At 58.1% G+C, this 17312-nt stretch carries 14 protein-coding genes, 1 tRNA gene and 2 pseudogenes; 4 read left to right on the top strand and 13 right to left on the bottom strand.

Annotated features, from left to right (window positions below):
* Window positions 1-11 precede the first annotated feature (11 nt).
* The 7 genes from D6851_RS00760 to D6851_RS00730 form a co-directional block, all read right to left on the bottom strand.
* Window positions 12-1568, bottom strand: coding sequence for an AMP-binding protein (locus D6851_RS00760; protein WP_120322974.1), 1557 nt, complete (start codon window positions 1566-1568; stop codon window positions 12-14).
* Window positions 1569-1634: 66 nt separating this feature from the next.
* Complete coding sequence (locus D6851_RS00755; RefSeq protein ID WP_120322973.1) at window positions 1635-2795, bottom strand: acetyl-CoA C-acetyltransferase; 1161 nt, start codon at window positions 2793-2795, stop codon at window positions 1635-1637.
* Between the two features lie 250 nt (window positions 2796-3045).
* Window positions 3046-3438: a nuclear transport factor 2 family protein gene (locus D6851_RS17635; protein ID WP_183029929.1), complete on the bottom strand. Its 393-nt coding sequence runs from the start codon at window positions 3436-3438 to the stop codon at window positions 3046-3048.
* A gap of 323 nt (window positions 3439-3761) precedes the next feature.
* Window positions 3762-4520: an SDR family NAD(P)-dependent oxidoreductase gene (locus tag D6851_RS00745; protein WP_120322971.1), complete on the bottom strand. Its 759-nt coding sequence runs from the start codon at window positions 4518-4520 to the stop codon at window positions 3762-3764.
* 42 nt (window positions 4521-4562) lie between these two features.
* On the bottom strand, window positions 4563-4961 hold the full coding sequence (locus D6851_RS00740) for a nuclear transport factor 2 family protein (RefSeq protein WP_120322970.1): 399 nt from the start codon (window positions 4959-4961) through the stop codon (window positions 4563-4565).
* Between the two features lie 119 nt (window positions 4962-5080).
* Window positions 5081-5416, bottom strand: coding sequence for an SMR family transporter (locus D6851_RS00735; RefSeq protein ID WP_147395396.1), 336 nt, complete (start codon window positions 5414-5416; stop codon window positions 5081-5083).
* 199 nt (window positions 5417-5615) lie between these two features.
* Window positions 5616-8075, bottom strand: coding sequence for a TonB-dependent receptor (locus D6851_RS00730; RefSeq protein ID WP_120322968.1), 2460 nt, complete (start codon window positions 8073-8075; stop codon window positions 5616-5618).
* A 1039-nt stretch (window positions 8076-9114) separates the two neighbouring features.
* Between D6851_RS00730 and D6851_RS00725 the strand changes: the two genes are divergently transcribed.
* Window positions 9115-9579, top strand: a complete 465-nt coding sequence (locus D6851_RS00725; RefSeq protein ID WP_120322967.1) for a VOC family protein — start codon at window positions 9115-9117, stop codon at window positions 9577-9579.
* Between the two features lie 26 nt (window positions 9580-9605).
* Here D6851_RS00725 and D6851_RS17955 read toward each other — a convergent pair.
* The 3 genes and pseudogenes from D6851_RS17955 to D6851_RS00710 form a co-directional block, all read right to left on the bottom strand.
* Window positions 9606-9716: pseudogene (locus tag D6851_RS17955) on the bottom strand (IS5/IS1182 family transposase); the annotation flags it as partial.
* Between the two features lie 47 nt (window positions 9717-9763).
* Window positions 9764-10339, bottom strand: a pseudogene (locus D6851_RS00715) (tyrosine-type recombinase/integrase); the annotation flags it as partial.
* 217 nt (window positions 10340-10556) lie between these two features.
* Window positions 10557-10646: transfer RNA gene (locus tag D6851_RS00710), tRNA-Ser, on the bottom strand.
* A 167-nt stretch (window positions 10647-10813) separates the two neighbouring features.
* On the opposite strand from D6851_RS00710, the gene hspQ reads away from it, so the two are divergent.
* On the top strand, window positions 10814-11194 hold the full coding sequence (gene hspQ, locus D6851_RS00705; protein ID WP_120323463.1) for a heat shock protein HspQ: 381 nt from the start codon (window positions 10814-10816) through the stop codon (window positions 11192-11194).
* Window positions 11195-11335: 141 nt separating this feature from the next.
* Here the strand turns inward: hspQ and D6851_RS00700 are convergent, their stop codons facing one another.
* A complete protein-coding gene (locus D6851_RS00700; protein WP_120322966.1) occupies window positions 11336-12238 on the bottom strand; it encodes an ABC transporter permease in 903 nt (300 codons plus the stop codon).
* Window positions 12239-12320: 82 nt separating this feature from the next.
* On the opposite strand from D6851_RS00700, the gene D6851_RS00695 reads away from it, so the two are divergent.
* Window positions 12321-13040, top strand: coding sequence for a GcrA family cell cycle regulator (locus D6851_RS00695; RefSeq protein ID WP_120323462.1), 720 nt, complete (start codon window positions 12321-12323; stop codon window positions 13038-13040).
* Window positions 13041-13113: 73 nt separating this feature from the next.
* Here the strand turns inward: D6851_RS00695 and D6851_RS00690 are convergent, their stop codons facing one another.
* Both D6851_RS00690 and D6851_RS00685 read right to left on the bottom strand, forming a co-directional pair.
* Window positions 13114-14751 (bottom strand): tannase/feruloyl esterase family alpha/beta hydrolase, encoded by a 1638-nt coding sequence (locus D6851_RS00690; protein WP_120322965.1) that lies wholly within the window; start codon window positions 14749-14751, stop codon window positions 13114-13116.
* A gap of 94 nt (window positions 14752-14845) precedes the next feature.
* The gene (locus D6851_RS00685) at window positions 14846-15697 is read right to left on the bottom strand and encodes an SDR family NAD(P)-dependent oxidoreductase (protein ID WP_183029928.1); all 852 of its coding nucleotides are present in this window, start codon (window positions 15695-15697) and stop codon (window positions 14846-14848) included.
* Between the two features lie 322 nt (window positions 15698-16019).
* Here D6851_RS00685 and D6851_RS00680 point away from each other — a divergent pair, with 322 nt between their 5' ends.
* On the top strand, window positions 16020-17162 hold the full coding sequence (locus tag D6851_RS00680) for a DUF481 domain-containing protein (RefSeq protein WP_120322963.1): 1143 nt from the start codon (window positions 16020-16022) through the stop codon (window positions 17160-17162).
* Window positions 17163-17312 lie beyond the last annotated feature (150 nt).

Genomic DNA, 17312 nt, shown 5'->3' with positions numbered 1-17312 from the left:
ACGTAGATCATTCAGTTCAGCTCGCGCCCGTTACCGTCCCAGTAATCGGACCGCAGGACCTTCTTGTCGACCTTGCCAACCTTGGTCAGCGGCAGTTCGTCGAGAAAGATGACGGATTTAGGCGTCTTCACCGGGCCCTTCTTCTCGCGCACATAGGCGATCAGCTCGTCCTCGGCCGCTTCGCCGCCCTCATCCTTGACGACGAAGGCGGTCACCGCCTCGCCCCATTTGGGATCGGGCACGCCGATCACGGCAGAGGTCTTGACCGCGTCATGTTCTTCCAGCGCCTGCTCCACTTCGGACGCATAGACGTTGAAGCCGCCCGAAATGATCATGTCCTTGAGGCGCGAGACGATGTGGAAGAAGCCCTGCTCGTCCACCCGCGCCAGATCGCCGGTGTGCAGCCAGCCGCCCTCGAACACTTCCTCGGTGAGTTCGGGGGCGTTCCAGTAACCCATCATCACATGCGGCGCGCGCACGCAGATTTCGCCCACTTCGCCCGAGCGCAGCGGGATTTCCTTGCCGTCGAGCATCAGCCGCACCTTCACGCCCGGATACGGGCGGCCCGCCGACGCCAGCCGGTTCTCATCGCCGGACTGGTGATCTTCGGGCGAGAGATAGAGGATCGTGCCGGGCGCTTCGGACTGGCCATAGCTTTGCAGCAGGATCGGGCCGAACATGTCCATCGCCTGCCGCAGCCGTTCGGGCGAGGACGGCGCCGCGCCATAGATGATGCGCTTGATCTGGCCCGGCTTGAACCGCGACGCATCGGGGTGGTCCATCAGCGTATACATCATGGTCGGCACCATGAAGAGCGTGTTGACCTTGCCAGTCACGACCTGGTCGATAATCTCGGCAGGCTTGAACTTGCCTTCGATGATGACGCGCCCGCCCTTGCACAGCACCGGCGGAATGAACGACCCGCCGCCGTGCGAGATGGGCGAGGCGACCAGCATCTTCGTGTCGCCCGCGAACGCATTGGCGGTCGCATGGGCAAGGATCGTATAGGTCAACCCGGCTGACGAGATCATCACCGCCTTGGGCTTGCCACTGGTGCCGCCCGTCTGGTTGATGCGCGCCACCTTCGTCTCGTCGGTGGTGCCCGCGTAATCGCCGATGGGCGGCACCGGCTTAGACGTATCGTCCAGATAGGCGCGCAGCTCGTCGAAATTGAAGCTGCGAAACTGGTGGCCGCTGCCCTCTTTCAGCTCGGCCGCGCGCGGCATGCGTTCATCGTCAACGAACAGCACGGCGGGCTTGATATCGTCGACCGCGATGATGTGGTCGGCGTAATCGGCGTTATATTGCAGCGCCAGCGAGACATAGCCGCCGATATAGGTCGCCGCGATCACCACGAAGCTTTCGTAGCGATTGGCGGCGATCTGCGCGATGCGATCCCCTTCCTGCGCGCCGTTCTCTTTCAGAAACGCAATCGTGCGCGCCACATCGGCGCCCAGCGTGGCATAGGTGATCTCCGATCCGTTGAATTCGAACGCGATGCGGTCGCTGTGCCGCTCGATCGCGTCGATCATCAGATCGCCAATGCTGCCCATCTCTTGAAGGTTCATCTGGCCTGGTCCTGCAATCTCGTTGTCATTGTCGTTCGAATTCGCCGCGACGCGACGGGCGCGCCGTTACAGCGCCTCGATAATGGTCACATTGGCGGTGCCGCCGCCTTCGCACATGGTCTGCAAACCGTATTTCTCACCCCGGTCGCGCAGCGCGTGGATCATGGTGGTCATCAGCCGCGCGCCGCTGGCGCCCAGCGGATGGCCCAATGCAATCGCGCCGCCGCGCACATTGAGCTTGGCGGGATCGGCGTTCAGCGCGTCGAGCCAAGCCATCGGGATGCTGGCGAAGGCCTCGTTCACTTCGTAGATGTCGATATCGTCGAGCGACATGCCACTCTTTTCCAGCGCCCGCCGGGTCGCGCGGATCGGCTCTTCCAGCATGATGATCGGATCGCCCGCGCTGACCGAGACGTGCGCGATGCGCGCAATCGGGGTCAGCCCATGCGCCTTGATCGCGCGTTCATTGGCGATCAGCAGGCCCGCCGAACCGTCGGACATCTGGCTGGCATTGCCCGCCGTCAGCACGCCGCCTTCCTCTATGGGGTTGAGACCGCCGAGGATTTCCACCGTGGTGCCGGGGCGCACGCCTTCGTCGGTGTCGAACATGCCGTCGCCGGTCTTCACCGGAACGATCTCGTCCTTGAACATCCCCGCTTCGATGGCGGCGGCAGCCTTCTTGTGGCTCTCGACCGCGAAGGCGTCTAGGTCTTCGCGGCTGAAGCCATAGTTCTCAGCGATCTTCTGCGCGCCCGCGAACTGGCTGAACGAGGGGACGCCGAAGCGGTTGATCATCATCGGCGACATCGAGCCGGTGCCGATCCCCGCGTCCTCATACAGCTTGAGGTTGGAGAACATCGGCACGCGCGTCATGCTTTCGACGCCCGCGGCGACGACCATGTCCTGCGTGCCCGACATCACCGCCTGCGTCGCGAACTGCACCGCCTGCTGCGAGGAACCGCACTGGCGGTCCACCGTGGTCGCCGGAACCGTGACCGGATAGTCCGACGCCAGCACGCAATTGCGGCCGAAAGCGAATGCCTGCTCGCCGCCCTGCGTGACACAGCCCATCACCACATCGTCGAGCGCGGCAGGGTCGATCCCGGTGCGCGCCGCCAGTGCGTTCAGCACCTGCGCGCCAAGATCGATCGGATGCGTTTCCGCCAGAGCGCCCTTACGGCGCCCGGTTGCGGTCCGCACGGCTTCGACCACATAGGCTTCATTCATTTCTCAAACTACCAATATTTTCATGGGTGAAAGCTCACATACAGAGGATCAGCTGGCCATCATCCTGAGAGGGTTAGGGAGCAAAGCCGACACCAAAAGCCCGAGATCTCAATGCAATTCATCTTAACAAGGGCATCTTGACCAGCGCTGCATCGCAAAATTCTGATGTGCGCCCGCTTAGCAAAATGGTTTTTACGTTTCCGCTTTCGAGAGAAACGCTTCACGGCAATTGGATAAGCGGGCGCGCACATCAGGGTGCAAAAACATCCAATACAAGAGCGGAGTCGAAATACTCCCGCCCACTCGAGATTTTCCCATCACGGAAATAAAAAAGGATGTGATAATGTCCGTCGTATACTTTTCCGTTTTTCATCTTGACGTTGCCCTGAGCGGTTACGCTCACGCGGTCATCTTCGGCGGTAAAGTCACCGAATTCGATGGTAAAGGGCCCATCGGCATTTGCGAAAGTTTGCTTGAGCATTGCGAGGAAATCGTCCTTCGCATGTGTGCCGCCAAACGGCGTCGATGGCAAAAGCCACCACGTAAAATCATCCGTGGTGATGTCGCGCATCGTCTGCTCGTCGCCAACACAGGATGCTTCGAGGAATTCACGCGCCAAGCGCTTGTTATGCTCTACTGTCATCAATCGGTGTCCTTCTGAAGTGATAAGTGCATCTTGGTTCTCTTCTGTCCTAGCGCTATGATGATGGCCCCTCGTCTCAGGCGGCCTTGGAAAAGCTGTCTTTGTCAGCTTAACTGCTTTGCCGACGCGCAATCGTCCTGCTTTAATCGTTCGCGGCGTGGACCTAGCGGGGAGAGGAGTGCTGGCCCACACCGCGCCACCTTGTCGCCGAAACTTCGACGGCGGGGCGGCAATACGATAGAACGCGCCTTCTTCAGCGATCCTTTTGCATGCGCTGGCGTTAAATTGAGGATGCTTTTGTACAACGCATTCGGGAATTGGCATCACCTCATCGTCCAACCGCCATCCACGTTCAGGATTTGGCCCGTGATGTAAGATGACGCATCCGATGCAAAAAATTCCGCCGCGCCGACCAAATCCTCTGGTACGCCGAGCCTTGGGATACATTGCTCTGTCATGATCTGCTGAGCGGATTCCAGCAGCTCTTCGCCATGATCCGCGATGAACGTTCCTGGCGATATTGCGTTTACCGTGATGCCGAATTCACCCAGCTCCCGCGCTAGGACACGCGTGAGCGCAGCTACGCCGCCCTTGGAGGCAATATAGGGCGCCATCATCGCAGGCATGCCACGCTCGATAGTCGTCGAGACGATATTGATTATCCGGCCGTATCCTGCCGATTTCATACCCGGAATGACCGCACGCGCGCAGAGCCAGGTTCCTGTGAGGCACAGTGCGATCGTCCGGTTCCAGTCTTCGAGTGAGACCTCTGCGGCTGACTGAAAAGTAAAAGCGCCGCCCGCGTTATTGAGAAGGACATCTATCTCATCGTAATGCAATTTGGCCGCATCGATAGCGGACGCGACCGACTCCTCACTGGTCACATCGACGTGCAGTGCTTTTACGTCGCCACCGTTCTTGGCGATCGTTTCCGCCATGGATTGCACGCCCGCCTCATTGATGTCGGCAATAACCACCCGCGCGCCCTTTGAAGCTAAGTGCTTCGCATAGCCCGCGCCAAGTCCCCGGGCGCCGCCCGTGATAAAAACCCTTTTTCCCTCTACCCCATGCGTTGCCATCATCAACTCCTATCTTGGCAGTTTCGGTAAATAAATACTTTGTAATTAACTCAGATCAGACAGCGATTCATTGACTGCGATCGGGTTGAAATATTCCCTCAGATGAAAAACCAAGCCGTCATTCACGTAAAACATCATGTGATAGTCATTCTTATAGGTTTTCCCGTTCTTCAACGGCACAGAGGACTTCAGCATTACGGAGACACGATTATCCTCGGCGGTCATCTCGATTATTTCGATTGCGATTGGTGCGGTTGCAATGTCGATCAAAAAGCGCACGCCTGCGATAATCTGATCCCTGTCGAGAGTTCCGGAAAAGGCCGTGCCAGGGATCACCCATTGCGTCGCATCCGCAGCAAACAGCCGATCGACCTTTTCAATATCCCCTGCCTGAACCGCCTCAAAATAAGAGTAAACCAAGCCTTTATGAGTAGTAATGGACATAATTTCTTACTCTGCCAACCTAGGCTAAATTTTCCTTATTCTTGACATCTACGCTCCGACCAGTTTTTATTGGAAATAAAACCGACCTTAAAACAAGCATGATCAATATATTTCGGTCGCTAGCTTATAAAACCTGCGAGGCTGATAAGGGCGCAGGCCGCGATGAGCATAGCTATTTTCGCATATGATGCCGGTTCGCCCTGAAACCATATCGCTACCAGTCCGACCGTGAGCGGCACCAGACCTGACAGTAGCGGGACGACAATCGAAAGAGCGAAGCCCCTCTTGATCAGCAGCGAGATCACGAAAAGCGACATTCCGAAGGAAAGCAGACTTATGGCAGTCCACTTCAAATCCTGGAATCCATTTGTTTTCGGAAGCAATGAAGCGCCGATGATCTGGCCTAGAAGCGCGGCGGCAAACATCAATATCGATTGTATCATTTCACTAGTCACCTTACCTCTTGGCCCTGCCTTCGACGCGGTCTTCGGATCCGCAGAGCAACGATCGAAATGGCATGCGCCCTATCTGTGAATCGATCCAAAATTTACAGCGCTCATCACAAGCGAGCACCAACCGATCGATCGGGCACTCTGGTAGCGGCGGTTCCCTTGCGCCTCTCCAGAATGCCTGATCAGCCTGTCTCAACCCAGCCTATTCCTTTCCGAACGGGCGCAGAGTCAGGCGGAGCATGAACGTTCGGGGGGCGTTCGTAATACCCAGAAGGTCGGCGCGATAACCTGTACCGACAGAGCCGGTGTTCGTCGCGATGCTGCCGGGCGAGAACGGCGCCTCGATGCCCCAGCGGGCGCGCAGATTATTGGTCAGGTTCTTGCCGATAAGGGCAAGCTCCCATTTGTCGTCTTCGTCGAATAGACGGATCGACGCATCCACATTGATCGACGGCGCCTGACTGGAGCCGACTGGCTGATTGTAGACGACTTCAAAACGATCCTGATATGTCGCGCTGGCGGACAGCCCCATCCAGGTATCACCCGCACCCACCGGAAACTCATAGGACGTGTTGACATTGCCGGCCCAATCCGGAGCGGCCGTCAACGGCTCACCCGACAGATCTTGCTGAACCGCGACTTCATCGGGTCCGACCAGCTCTCCGGCCGGTCCATAGACGCAACCGTCAGACTGGGTCTGGCCCACGTAGCAGCCCGCGAAATAATCCCTGAAGCGGGCATGGCCATAATTCACCGATGCGCCCAGATTGAACCCCGGGATCGACCGTGGCGAGTAATTTGCATTGAACTGCACGCCATAGATCCGCGCAGTCGCCGCATTACGCGTGCCCGCCACCGCTGTGGTCGGATCATAGACCGTGACTTGCAGATCGTCATAGTCGTACCGGTAGCCCGTCAGGTCGAACCGCAGATCGCCGTCGAGCACCACGGTCTTGATGCCGCCCTCGAAGCCCTCTGCCTTCTCGTCGGAGAAAGAGATGTCGGTGCCGACATACGGGTTCGACAAAAGCGACGCCAGTGTGAAGCCGCCCGACTTGCTGCCCTTCTTATAGGTCAGGAAGACATTGGTCACCGAGTCGGGACGATAGCTCAGGACGATTTCGGGAGAAAATCTCTTCGAGTGCACTTCATCGGTGGTGAATTGTTCTTCGATGAACGCATCCTGGAACAGGACCCGAAGATTTTTCTTTTCGTCGCTGAAGCGACCACCCGCCGAAATCTCGAACTGTTCATCCCAGAACTGATAGTTAATCTGGCCGAAAATCGAGTAGGTCCGGCTGTCCACCCAATACTCGGGCGTCGCGAGATCGCCAACGCCCTGCAAATAGGCAGACACGGTCGAATAGAGGGTGCCATTCTGGTAATAGACGCCGAACAAACCGTTCACAGCGGAATCGAAATCGGTGTTGAGGCGAAGCTCCTGCTGGAAATCGTCGCGATCGTAACGCGTCGTCGATCCAAGCAGGGCATATGGCGCAGAGGCGACCGTATCGACGCTGCGCATCTTAAGATCATAGTAGCTGGTGTTCGAGCTCAGCGTAATAAAATCCGACAACGAATATTCGAGATCCGCCGACGTCAGGATCTGCTCGTTGGTCGAGAATTGCGTACCATCGCCATAAAGCGGATCTTCGCCCTCGGCTGCGGTGATAGTCCTGGCGGTCGGGAGAACATTTTTGTCTAGCTCGCACTCGTCGAGACCAGCCACGTTGGAAATGAGATATGGCGACGCGACGCCAGCCTGGCAGTTGAATAGCTGGGCAGCAGCAAAGGTGCTGCTCCCATCCGTCTTCGCCCAAAGACCCTTCAGCGTACCGACGAAATCGTCATTCTCAAACTTCAGGGTCGCCCTAAGTCCCTCTTCGGTCTTCGCAGGAGCATGCTTGTTAGGCGCGGCCGAAATGGGTCCGAAGAGATCGATCTGGTCTTCGGTCGGCATCGCCTGATCGAAATTATAGGCCAGCGGGTTCTTGAAATAGCCGTCCATTTCCGAACGATAGAACGCCAGACGCCCCCCGATCTGGTCGGTGAGAGGCGCCGAGACCACCGCCTCGGTCAGGATCTCGTTGGCTTCAAAGCCATATCCCGTGCGCAGCATCATATACAGCGAATCGGTCGGATCTGCGGATACGATCGAGATAATGCCGGCCGACGAATTCTTGCCGAAGTAAAGCGACTGCGGTCCCTGAAGGACCTCGACACGCTGCAGGTCGAACTGGCCGAGGCGCACCGCCATGCCGTCAGCGATCGTCACGCCATCGATGTTCACGGCCACCGCCTGGTCCGTGCCCGGCGCCGTCGGCGGGGTTCCGATACCGCGCAAGGTAATCGTGCCGCCCGAGTTTGCGGCTGCACCCGATACATTCAACGACGGGGTGGTCGCAGCGACATCCTGCAGCGTCTGAATGCCTCGCCCCTCAAGCTGCTTTGTACCCAGAGCCCGGATCACCACAGGCACTTCCAGATCGGTCTCCTCACGCTTGCGCGCGCTTACCACGATCACGTTGGAAGACGCCTGATGCCTTTCAGCAACGGCATCATCCTCCGCCTGCACATCAACATCCTGCGCGATTGCCGGAAAGCCTTGAAAAACCACCGCTGCGCACACGAGACTGCTGCAAAGACGCAAACCATTCCTCATTTCCAACTCCCAGATTACATAAATTTCTTATTTTTTTCAATGTTTTATGAATACTTACACCTGGTCCAGAACAGTGGTCGCCTCAGGCAATGGAGGCCTGACCACATCGCATTCATTTCGACGCGCCTGCCCATCAATTGAGTTGGGCATCGCCGCGCAATGCTCATTCGATGCTCCAATCATGAAGATAATGCCTGCTCCAGCCTCCCCCTGCAGCACCCCGTTGGCGGCTTCGTTGCTGTTCAACTTTGCTGGTGCACCGCCCGTTAATTGGCCGAGCGCATCAACCGCTGAATCTTAGAGGCCGAAGATAGCAGCGTGCCGGGATTTTGCGTTATCACACAGCCCACAAACTCTTATCAGCCAGTCAGATGCGGGGACGCTCGGGGCAAGGGTTCGGCGCAGTTGCGGTTGGCAACCATTGTCCGACCGAGCGGCCACTGCTGGTGAAGTCATGGAAGACTCCAAATTGCGGGACAGTTGTGCCGTGCCGACAGGCTGCCCTCCGCCAAGATTGAGACGGTAGTCCGTCCGCTTCTATCGGCACCGTCACCAATCCGGACAGCGCCAGATTTTTACCAGCGTGTCAGGCAGGACTCGAGTCGACCCGGCGAACGCTGACTTTTTTGCATGGGAAAGATCGCTGCGATTCCATCGATCTGATCTGTATCGCGGAGGGGGATCTGGGCATCACGCAATGTAACCGCCAGTGCTTCATCAGAACGCATGACTGCCTCACCCTCGAACTTGGCAATCCTTATAAAATCTCATCGAATACCGGTACCGAGTTTCTGACTGTGCGGATTCCCAGGAAAACTTTTCGCGTTACCTCGTCGCCTAGGAAACAGCGGCGGAGAGGATAGATGGTCAAGGGATCCACGTCCGGGCTGCGAAGAGCGTGATAGTTTCCGCGTCTGGACGGTGGACGTAAAATATCAGAACCCTTCTGGTTATAAGCTGCGAGATTTTTCGTTGAATGCACCAGGCGATGACCTTAACCCGTGCATAAATCGCAAATCGTTTGAGGAAAGAAGTGGCTATGACTGACGATCTCCACGCAATTGCATTAACGTTGAACGTATCCGATCTTGAACGTTCCGTGCGGTTCTATTGCGAGGCCTTGGGATTTGCCGAAGGGAAGACGGTCGAGAGAGGGAGTGAGGCAGCTCGTACGCTTGAAATGGAGAACTGTCAGTTTCGGATGTGCTTTCTGGCCCGCCCCGACATACGCCTGCTTCTTATCCAACTCGAAGACCCGCTGCCCGTGTACGAGCGACCGCAAACGCCCGCAAACCAGCTTGGGCCGATCATGATGTCGTTTTCATGCCCCGATCCCAGCGCGACCGGCAAAGCAATCACCGAACTTGGGGGCAAGATGATACACGAGGGGATCTCGGCAAACGGTCGTTTCAACCTTGCCCTGGTCGCCGATCCAGACGGCACACGCATTGAACTTAATTCGATACCACATGCGGACGTGCTCGGCGTATTCCCTGCAAAATAATTCGCGCTACGAGTTCGTTTGGAAAATCAGGGGTGAGCGTTTCGCCGCAGGAGATTTCCGCCCATGATAACGAGGATCATAGCCTGCGAGACGTCGATGCGTTTTTCGTAGTCACGGGCCAGCCTGCGGCATCGGGCAGTGGCACCACATGCTCGCGCCCTGCCTTCATCCGGTCCGCCGGGATCGTCCAGAGTTTCTTTTCAAGATCAAGCTCACTCCATGCCGCACCGCGAATTTCGCCTGAACGCGAAGCGGTCAGAATCAGCGCCTCGAAGGCGAGCCGACCAACCGATTCCCGCTCACGCAGTTTGGCGGCGAAGGCCGGAACATCGGCATAGGGCAAGGCGCTGTGATGAACCGGCTTGACCTTCACCTTGGACAGCGACTTGTTCATGGCTGCAATCGGCAGGGGCAAATCCCGATAACCCTTGGCGATAGCCCAGTCGATCACGGCGACGATTCGCTGGCGCACGCGCCGGGCGACTTCGCGGAATGTCGGGATACCCGCTTCCTTGCGCCGCTCGGCGATGGGGTCGAGGCCGACTTCCACCTGACTGCGCACCTTGGCCGCGCGCTCGCGCGCCACGGCCAGCGAAACCTTCTTCGCACTGCCAAGGCCGATGTCGCGCCGCTTGCCATCTTTCTGCACCCGGCAGACCCATGAGCGGGCACCTGCGCGGCTGACCAGCAGATACAGTCCGTCGCCATAGCGTCCGGGCAGCTTCGCCGCCTTCACCGCCGTAGCCGACAACCGGCCCATGACTTTTTCCCACATTTATTACCACATAACATGTGGGATACGACGCAATTTGAGAATACGCAATCAAACAGGAAGCCGCAGAAAATCAACTGAAAACAGCCGGTTATGCTACAATTTGGGTTATGGTGAAATAGGCTTCTGGCGGAGAGTTCGGGACGAAGTTCGAACTCGGAGTCGCGCGCTCAAGTAGCGCAAAGCGCGGTAGCGCAGAACGAGATGGCGGAGAGGGAGGGATTCGAACCCTCGGTACCCGTAAGGGCACAACGGTTTTCGAGACCGCCCCGTTCGACCACTCCGGCACCTCTCCGCTAAGAAGTCCTTGGTGCTGCAAAGCACCTTGGCCGTTCAGGAAGCGCGCGGGTAGCGGATGCTTGCGCGCTTGCCAACCCCCTGTTTCGCTTTTGCACCGAAAAGCGTGGATGAGCGATGATACTGAACTTGCCTCAGCCCCGGACCACCCTATATTTCCTCTATATGGATCGTGCACAATTTTATTCGCAGCAGGCAGGCCGCCAGGTAGACGCTCCCTTGCACAGCAAGGCGCGTTTCGGAATCGGCGATGTCGTGCGCCACAAGCAATTCGATTTCCGCGGTGTGGTTTTTGATATCGATCCGGTCTTCGCCAATAGCGAGGAATGGTACGAATCGATTCCCAGTGACCTCAGGCCGAAGCGGGACCAGCCCTTTTATCATCTCCTCGCGGAGAATGATGACGCCTCCTATGTCGCCTATGTCAGCCAGCAGAATCTGGAAGCCGACCATGATGGCGGCCCGATCGAACATCCCAGCATTTCGGAACTGTTCGAGGAGTTTCAGGACGGGCGCTATCGCCTGCGCCGCAAGCTGACGCACTGACGGACGAGGAGCCTGTGGGAGCGACCATTCGGATCGCCACTCGCCAGCATCATAGCAACATCGATAAAGGCCGGCCCGGGCAATCCCGGACCGGCCTTTATAATTCTGCGCACTGACAGCCGGACAGGCTACCCGCGCGGATCAGCTTTTCAGCTTCCAGCCGCTCTTCAGCAGACGATAGCAAATGAAGCCCAGCACCAGATTGAGCACCAGCACCCCAAGCGCCGCCCCCAACACCGCATGATTGGTATTGCCGATATCGCTTTCCCCGAGAAAGCCGAAACGGAAGCCGGAGATCATATAGAAGAACGGATTGAACCGGCTGATCGTCTGGAACAGCGGTGACAGATTGTCGATCACATAAAATGTGCCCGACAGCAGCGAAAGCGGTGCAACGATGAAATTGGTGACTGCCGCATTGTGATCGAACTTCTCGGCCCACATGCTCGTCACCAGCCCGAAGATCGCCAGCATGATCGAACCCATCAGGCCGAACCACACAATCGCCCAGGGATGCGCAGCCATCAGCGTGACATCGGGCCAGATGAACATGGCGAGCGCCACCGTGCCGCCCACCATCACCGCGCGGGTGACAGCCGCCGCGACAATTCCGATCATCAGTTCGGCCTCGCTCAACGGGGGCATCAGCACGTCGATAATCGTGCCCTGAATCTTGCCCGCCAGCAGAGAAAAGCCGGAATTGGCAAAGGCATTTTGCATCATGCCCATCATAATGAGGCCGGGTGCGACGAATGTCGCGAAGGGAACGCCGAGAATTTCGCGGCTTCCACGCCCCATTGCGACGGTAAAAATCACCAGAAACAGCAAGGTTGTAACCGCCGGTGCCCAGATTGTCTGGGTCTGGACCTTGAGAAAACGACGGACCTCCTTCATATAGAGAGTCCAAAGCCCTACCCGGTTGAATCCGGTAATAAGGGGTTGCCCTTTGGGCGGAAACCTGCGCTCGGCATTTTGGGCATCAGTGGTAAAGTCGCTGGAGCCTGCCGTTTCGCCGGTGAAAGATGTCTGTGCTTGATCGGCCATGAAGGCCCGACTAATCGCAGTGTCCTTCGCTGGCAAGCATTGGTGCGGCCCGCCTGTTGAATTTGAGGTATATGGACGTTTCATGAGCTGGACCGAAGAACGGATCGAGACGCTGCGAAAAATGTGGGAAGGCGGCTCCACAGCCAGCCAGATCGCTGAAGAGCTGGGCGGTGTCTCGCGCAATGCGGTGATTGGCAAAGCCCACCGCCTTGGTCTGAAATCGCGCCCTTCCCCCGTTAAATCGGGTGAGAAGAAAGACACGAAGAAGGCAGCCGCCAAAACGGCCAAGCCTGCCGAGAAGCCTAAGCCCAAGGAAAAGCCTCAGGCATCAGCGCCTGCCCCGGCCGCTCCTAAAACGGCAGCCCGCCCGGCGCCCGCACCGGCGCCTAAAGCCGGGCCGAGCGCGGCAGAGCTGGCCAAGGCCACTCCGCCGGCAGCAGAAGCCGACAAGGGCGAAAAGGACGTGCCGAAAATCGTGTCGGTCGGCCCCGGCGGCTTTCTGCGGCAAGGACCCGGCGATCAGCAGGCACCGATTCCGCCGGCACCGCCACGCCGTCTGGTTCCGGCCAAGCCGAGCCCGGAAATTGCCGACAAGACCAGTCTGCTCGATCTCAACGATCGCGTCTGCCGCTGGCCGATGGGCCATCCGGGCGAACCCGATTTCCACTTCTGCGGAGAGAAGGTCAATCCCGGCTTTCCCTATTGCGTCGAACATTGCGGCCGTGCCTATCAGGCGCAATTGCCGCGCGGTTCGCGCCGTCCCCCGCCCCCGCTGCCTTTCGGCGGCCCGCGGGTTCGCTGAGATACCGGCATTAAAAAGCCGCATGGGTCATTCCCATGCGGCTTTTTCTTATCTCTCTTTCCGGGACGGCCGATCAGCTCTTGCAGGAATAGCTGGAGGCCTTGGCCGGATCGCCCTTTCCATCATAAGTGGAAACGGACGGATAGGGGCATAATTTCCGTTCCGCACCATCCAGACCGGGGCCGGTCGCCGGAACAGATTGCGGCGCCTTGCCCTGCTCCACCCATTCGACAAGCGGGGTCAGCAGATCGAATGTGTCCGGGGTCAGCGCTCCACCGTGGCAATGGCCCATACCGGGCACCAGAAACAGCCTGTCAAAACCCAGTGCCTGTTCGGTTCCACCGGCCGCTTGCGCCACATTCTCCCACCAGTTTACCGTATCATAGGCCGAGAACCACGGATCGGCTGTGCCATGATACATCAGCATCTTGCCTCCGCGTCCGGTGAAACTGTTGAGATTGGTGTAATTATAGCTGTCCATCAGGCGTGCGCCCTGATCGGCATTTGCGCTTATCAGAGCCTTCTCGCCATCGAAGGTAAGATCCTTGGTGGGCGGCCCCAGCGGCGTAGGTGCGTTGCTGGGAAGAAAGCCCGGCAGTTCTCCAACCGTTTCGCCAAAGGATGCCGGGTCCCATGGATGCGCGGCATAGAGCGCGCGGCCGGACGATGTTTCCGGGGCCGCAAAAGCGCTTTTGATCGCATCGATCTGCGGTTGTTTCAGGCAGGATGCGCTGTTCTCTCCCGGCTCGCAAAGAAGCTTCGAAGGATCGAAACGGCATTGCTTCGAAGCGAATACCAAACCGTCTTTCAAGCCGTCTTTGGCATCGCACTGGGCCAGCAGCTCGGTTTGCAGGGCCTGCCGCTGTGCGGCGGAAAACAGGCTGCCGACCTGATCCAGATCCATTCGCATTTCATGCGCGGCCTGATTGAAAGCCACCTGGGCATGAACCACCGCCTGATTGCTATGGCCGGTGCGCATAGCCGGTGCACCGACCACGACTCCGTCATAATCGAAAGCGAAACGCTGCGCAGCGACCATACCTTCACGCCCGCCGGTCGAGCAGCCAACGAAATAGGAATGATCGGGCCGCTTGCCATAATGGCTGGCAATAACATTCTTGGCTGTATGGGTGACCCGACCCAGCGCATTATAGGCAAAGTCCAGCATGGCCTGCTGATTACGGGTAAAAGTGAAATCGAATACCGCGCCCTGATGGCCGCTATCGGTCGACGCGACGGCAAAGCCGCGGGCCAGCGCCGGCATATCGCCCGTGGCCTGCGTGCCGAGCGGGGGCCGCACAACACCGTTCAGACCGCCGCCGCCCTGAAAGAGAAATCGCCCGTTCCAGTTTTCCGGCAAAGCCACGGCAAATCGGATGCCATATTCATGGCCATCGGAGCCTTTGCGCCGGTTGAGAATACCTTCAACCTTGCAATAGGCCGGAAGAGCCGCTCCGCTTTTCGTACCTGCTGTCAGATCGACGCTCTCTTGTCCGCCAGCGGTGGGAGCGATTTCTTTAGCCGATGTAATCTCCAGATCGCCGCGCGCATTTTTAAGGCTCATCAGCGATGAACACGCCCCTGCCTCAGCGGAGGAGGTGGGCGCAGTTTGTGCATTGCCCTGCGCAACGGCGCCCTGCCAGCCCGACAGGGCCAATCCGGCCGTAACCAGCGCGCCTCCCGCAAACAATACCGCTTTTCTGTATGTCATTTATGGTCCCCTTGCTGACCTGCGCGCTTATGATTGGTCATGCGCTACAAGCCTGAACATCCTGCTCCCTTTGCGGCCTTACGGCCAAAGCCGGTCAGCCGAATTCAACCATCTCAACCCGGTCCGGCGTAGCGTCAAGCACGGCTTGTGACCGGGCGCGCTGCGCTTCCTTGAACATGCCATGCGTCACGATATAGGGATCGTTGGCAAGGATGCCGTCCGCCACCAGATTGCCCGCTTCCTCGGCATCCATCCAGCCCGCACCCAGTTGGCGCTCGGACAGTTTCTGTTCGCTTTCGGCAAACCCGCTTTGCATGCGCAGCGCCTCGGGGCGATTTTCCTGGCATTCATGAATCCGCGATTTGACCGGGCCGGGAAGCAGCACGGATACGCCGATACCCTTTTCGCCCAGCTCGCCACGCACGGATTCGCAGAAATGACAGACAGCCGCCTTGCTCGCCCCGTAAATGGCGAGATGGGCCGGCATCACCACTTCGGCCGCAAGCGAGGAAGTGGACAGAATATGGCCGCCGCGGCCATGCGCGATCATCTGCGGCATAAATTCGACGAAACCGTTGATAACGCCCCCGATATTGACGCCGAAACCGAAATCGAAATCGGCATAGGTCGCCTGTTCGAGCGGCCCTTCGAGACCGACACCTGCATTGTTGATGAGAATATCCACCCCGCCGAATTCATCCTGCATCTTCTGTGCGGCTTCACGGTATTTTTCCCGGTTGGTGACATCGAGCTGCATGGCCGACACCGTGTTGGACTGCCCCGCTCCGGCAAATTCGGCCAGAGCGTCATCAATATGATCCTGTCGCAAATCTGCCAGCACCACCTGTGCCCCGCGCGCGACCAGCACTTTGGCAATTCCCAGCCCGATTCCGCTGGCTCCGCCAGTGATAAAGGCTGTTTTTCCTTCGAAACTGTCGATCGGCATCCTGTTCTCCAATTTGACTTTGCCCATATCTGGCAGAGCCCGATGGATGCGTCTATACCGTTGCCACAGCGAAAAAAGAGAAATCAGCGCTCTTTACACCTCTTCATGTAGCCTTCATGCAGACTGGCTAGTCATGGTGGTAACGGTAAACATGCCCTGCCATGTCTTTCACCGGTTTCGTCTTTTTACCTTACGACCTCGGGAATTTTCGCCAGAGAGTTCCGGATGTCAGCAAGCGGGATCTTTTCGATGCGGTACATATTATTATCGACTGATCGCAACAGAATTGCCCCGCCTCTAAGGCTGCTATAGCGGATTCGATATGTCAGGATTTCATATTCCCATCAGCTCCGGCACGCGCTGGGGAGTACCTTTCCTTGTAGCCTTCGCCCATCCCGCTTTCGCGCAGAATATGCCACCGGATGAAGAAAAACCGGCAGAACCGACTGCCGAACCGGCTGGGGAACCGGCTGGGGAACCGAATGTCTTCGATCGGGCTTTCGAAGAACCCATGCCCGAAGAACCTGCCGGGCCGCCACCCCCGCTTTACATCTCCAATCTGCGCCCGCTGCCGCCCATTCTGGTGGAAGTCCCGCCGCCCCCGCCCGTGCTGCCGCCCTCGGTCCGGGCCATGCTCGATGCCGCTATCGCCACGCAGGACAAGGCCAAAGTCGCCGCCGTGGTGGATCTGGCGAAGGACACCAATCCCGGTTTCAAGGATGAAATCGACGATATGGAAGATGCCTTCCTCGCCAGACAGGCGCGTCTGGCGCGCGAAGAGAAGCGCCAGAAGGAACGGCGCATCCGCGCGGCAGGGCTGCTCGATATGTGGACCGGCAAAGTGGAAGCCGGGGCTTTGCGCGAAACCGGCAATACGCGCTCGCTCGGCGTGACCACCGGTGTGACAGTGAATCGCGAAGGCCTTCAATGGGTTCACAAGGTCCACGCCCTGTTCGATTATCAGAAGACCAACGGCGTCAAAACCCGCGAACAATATCTGCTGAGCTACGAACCGCAGTGGAATATCAATCAGGACCTGTTCTTCCTCTACGGACTGAGCAAGTTCGAACGTGACCGGTTTCAGGGCTATAATCAGCGATATTCCATTTCGGGCGGTGTCGGCTATCGCATCATCAATACCGACCGCGTCAAGCTCTCCATTCAAAGCGGCCCGGCATGGCGAAAAGTCAATTTCACCGATGGCACGAATGAAATGAAGGTCAACGGCCTTGCCGCGGTGAATCTCGACTGGCAGCTCAATGACAGTGTCAAGCTGACGCAAAATGCCGATGCCTATGTCCAGTCGGGCAACAGCACATTGAACTCCACCACCGCGCTGGAAGCCAGCCTGATCGGCAATCTCTCCGCCAAAGCCTCCTATGCCGTGGAGTATAATTCGGAGCCGCTCGAAGGATCGGTCCAGACCGATACGATCACCCGCTTCACGCTGGTCTACGGTTTCTGAGCGAGCAGAAGGATGACATAGCCCCGAAAAGCGGGGTTATCGGAAAAAGACCAGCGGGTTCACGCCATAGCGCACCGTATCCTGCGTTCCCTGCTACGGATGCGATTGCGGCCCCACAGCGGGACCGGATGCGAGGGAGACCGCCCCTGC

The organism is Altericroceibacterium spongiae, from assembly GCF_003610805.1.
Lineage (GTDB): Bacteria > Pseudomonadota > Alphaproteobacteria > Sphingomonadales > Sphingomonadaceae > Altericroceibacterium > Altericroceibacterium spongiae.
Note: the sequence above shows the minus strand (reverse complement) of the source record. Positions and strands in the feature narration are given on the sequence as shown.

What these genes read in the sequence shown, in the direction of transcription:
- D6851_RS00760 (WP_120322974.1), bottom strand. Translation starts at nt 1,568, where the DNA reads ATGAACCTTCAAGAGATGGGCAGCATTGGCGATCTGATGATCGACGCG.
- D6851_RS00755 (WP_120322973.1), bottom strand. Translation starts at nt 2,795, where the DNA reads ATGAATGAAGCCTATGTGGTCGAAGCCGTGCGGACCGCAACCGGGCGC.
- D6851_RS17635 (WP_183029929.1), bottom strand. Translation starts at nt 3,438, where the DNA reads ATGACAGTAGAGCATAACAAGCGCTTGGCGCGTGAATTCCTCGAAGCA.
- D6851_RS00745 (WP_120322971.1), bottom strand. Translation starts at nt 4,520, where the DNA reads ATGATGGCAACGCATGGGGTAGAGGGAAAAAGGGTTTTTATCACGGGC.
- D6851_RS00740 (WP_120322970.1), bottom strand. Translation starts at nt 4,961, where the DNA reads ATGTCCATTACTACTCATAAAGGCTTGGTTTACTCTTATTTTGAGGCG.
- D6851_RS00730 (WP_120322968.1), bottom strand. Translation starts at nt 8,075, where the DNA reads ATGAGGAATGGTTTGCGTCTTTGCAGCAGTCTCGTGTGCGCAGCGGTG.
- D6851_RS00725 (WP_120322967.1), top strand. Translation starts at nt 9,115, where the DNA reads ATGACTGACGATCTCCACGCAATTGCATTAACGTTGAACGTATCCGAT.
- hspQ (WP_120323463.1), top strand. Translation starts at nt 10,814, where the DNA reads ATGGATCGTGCACAATTTTATTCGCAGCAGGCAGGCCGCCAGGTAGAC.
- D6851_RS00700 (WP_120322966.1), bottom strand. Translation starts at nt 12,238, where the DNA reads ATGGCCGATCAAGCACAGACATCTTTCACCGGCGAAACGGCAGGCTCC.
- D6851_RS00695 (WP_120323462.1), top strand. Translation starts at nt 12,321, where the DNA reads ATGAGCTGGACCGAAGAACGGATCGAGACGCTGCGAAAAATGTGGGAA.
- D6851_RS00690 (WP_120322965.1), bottom strand. Translation starts at nt 14,751, where the DNA reads ATGACATACAGAAAAGCGGTATTGTTTGCGGGAGGCGCGCTGGTTACG.
- D6851_RS00685 (WP_183029928.1), bottom strand. Translation starts at nt 15,697, where the DNA reads ATGCCGATCGACAGTTTCGAAGGAAAAACAGCCTTTATCACTGGCGGA.
- D6851_RS00680 (WP_120322963.1), top strand. Translation starts at nt 16,020, where the DNA reads ATGTCAGGATTTCATATTCCCATCAGCTCCGGCACGCGCTGGGGAGTA.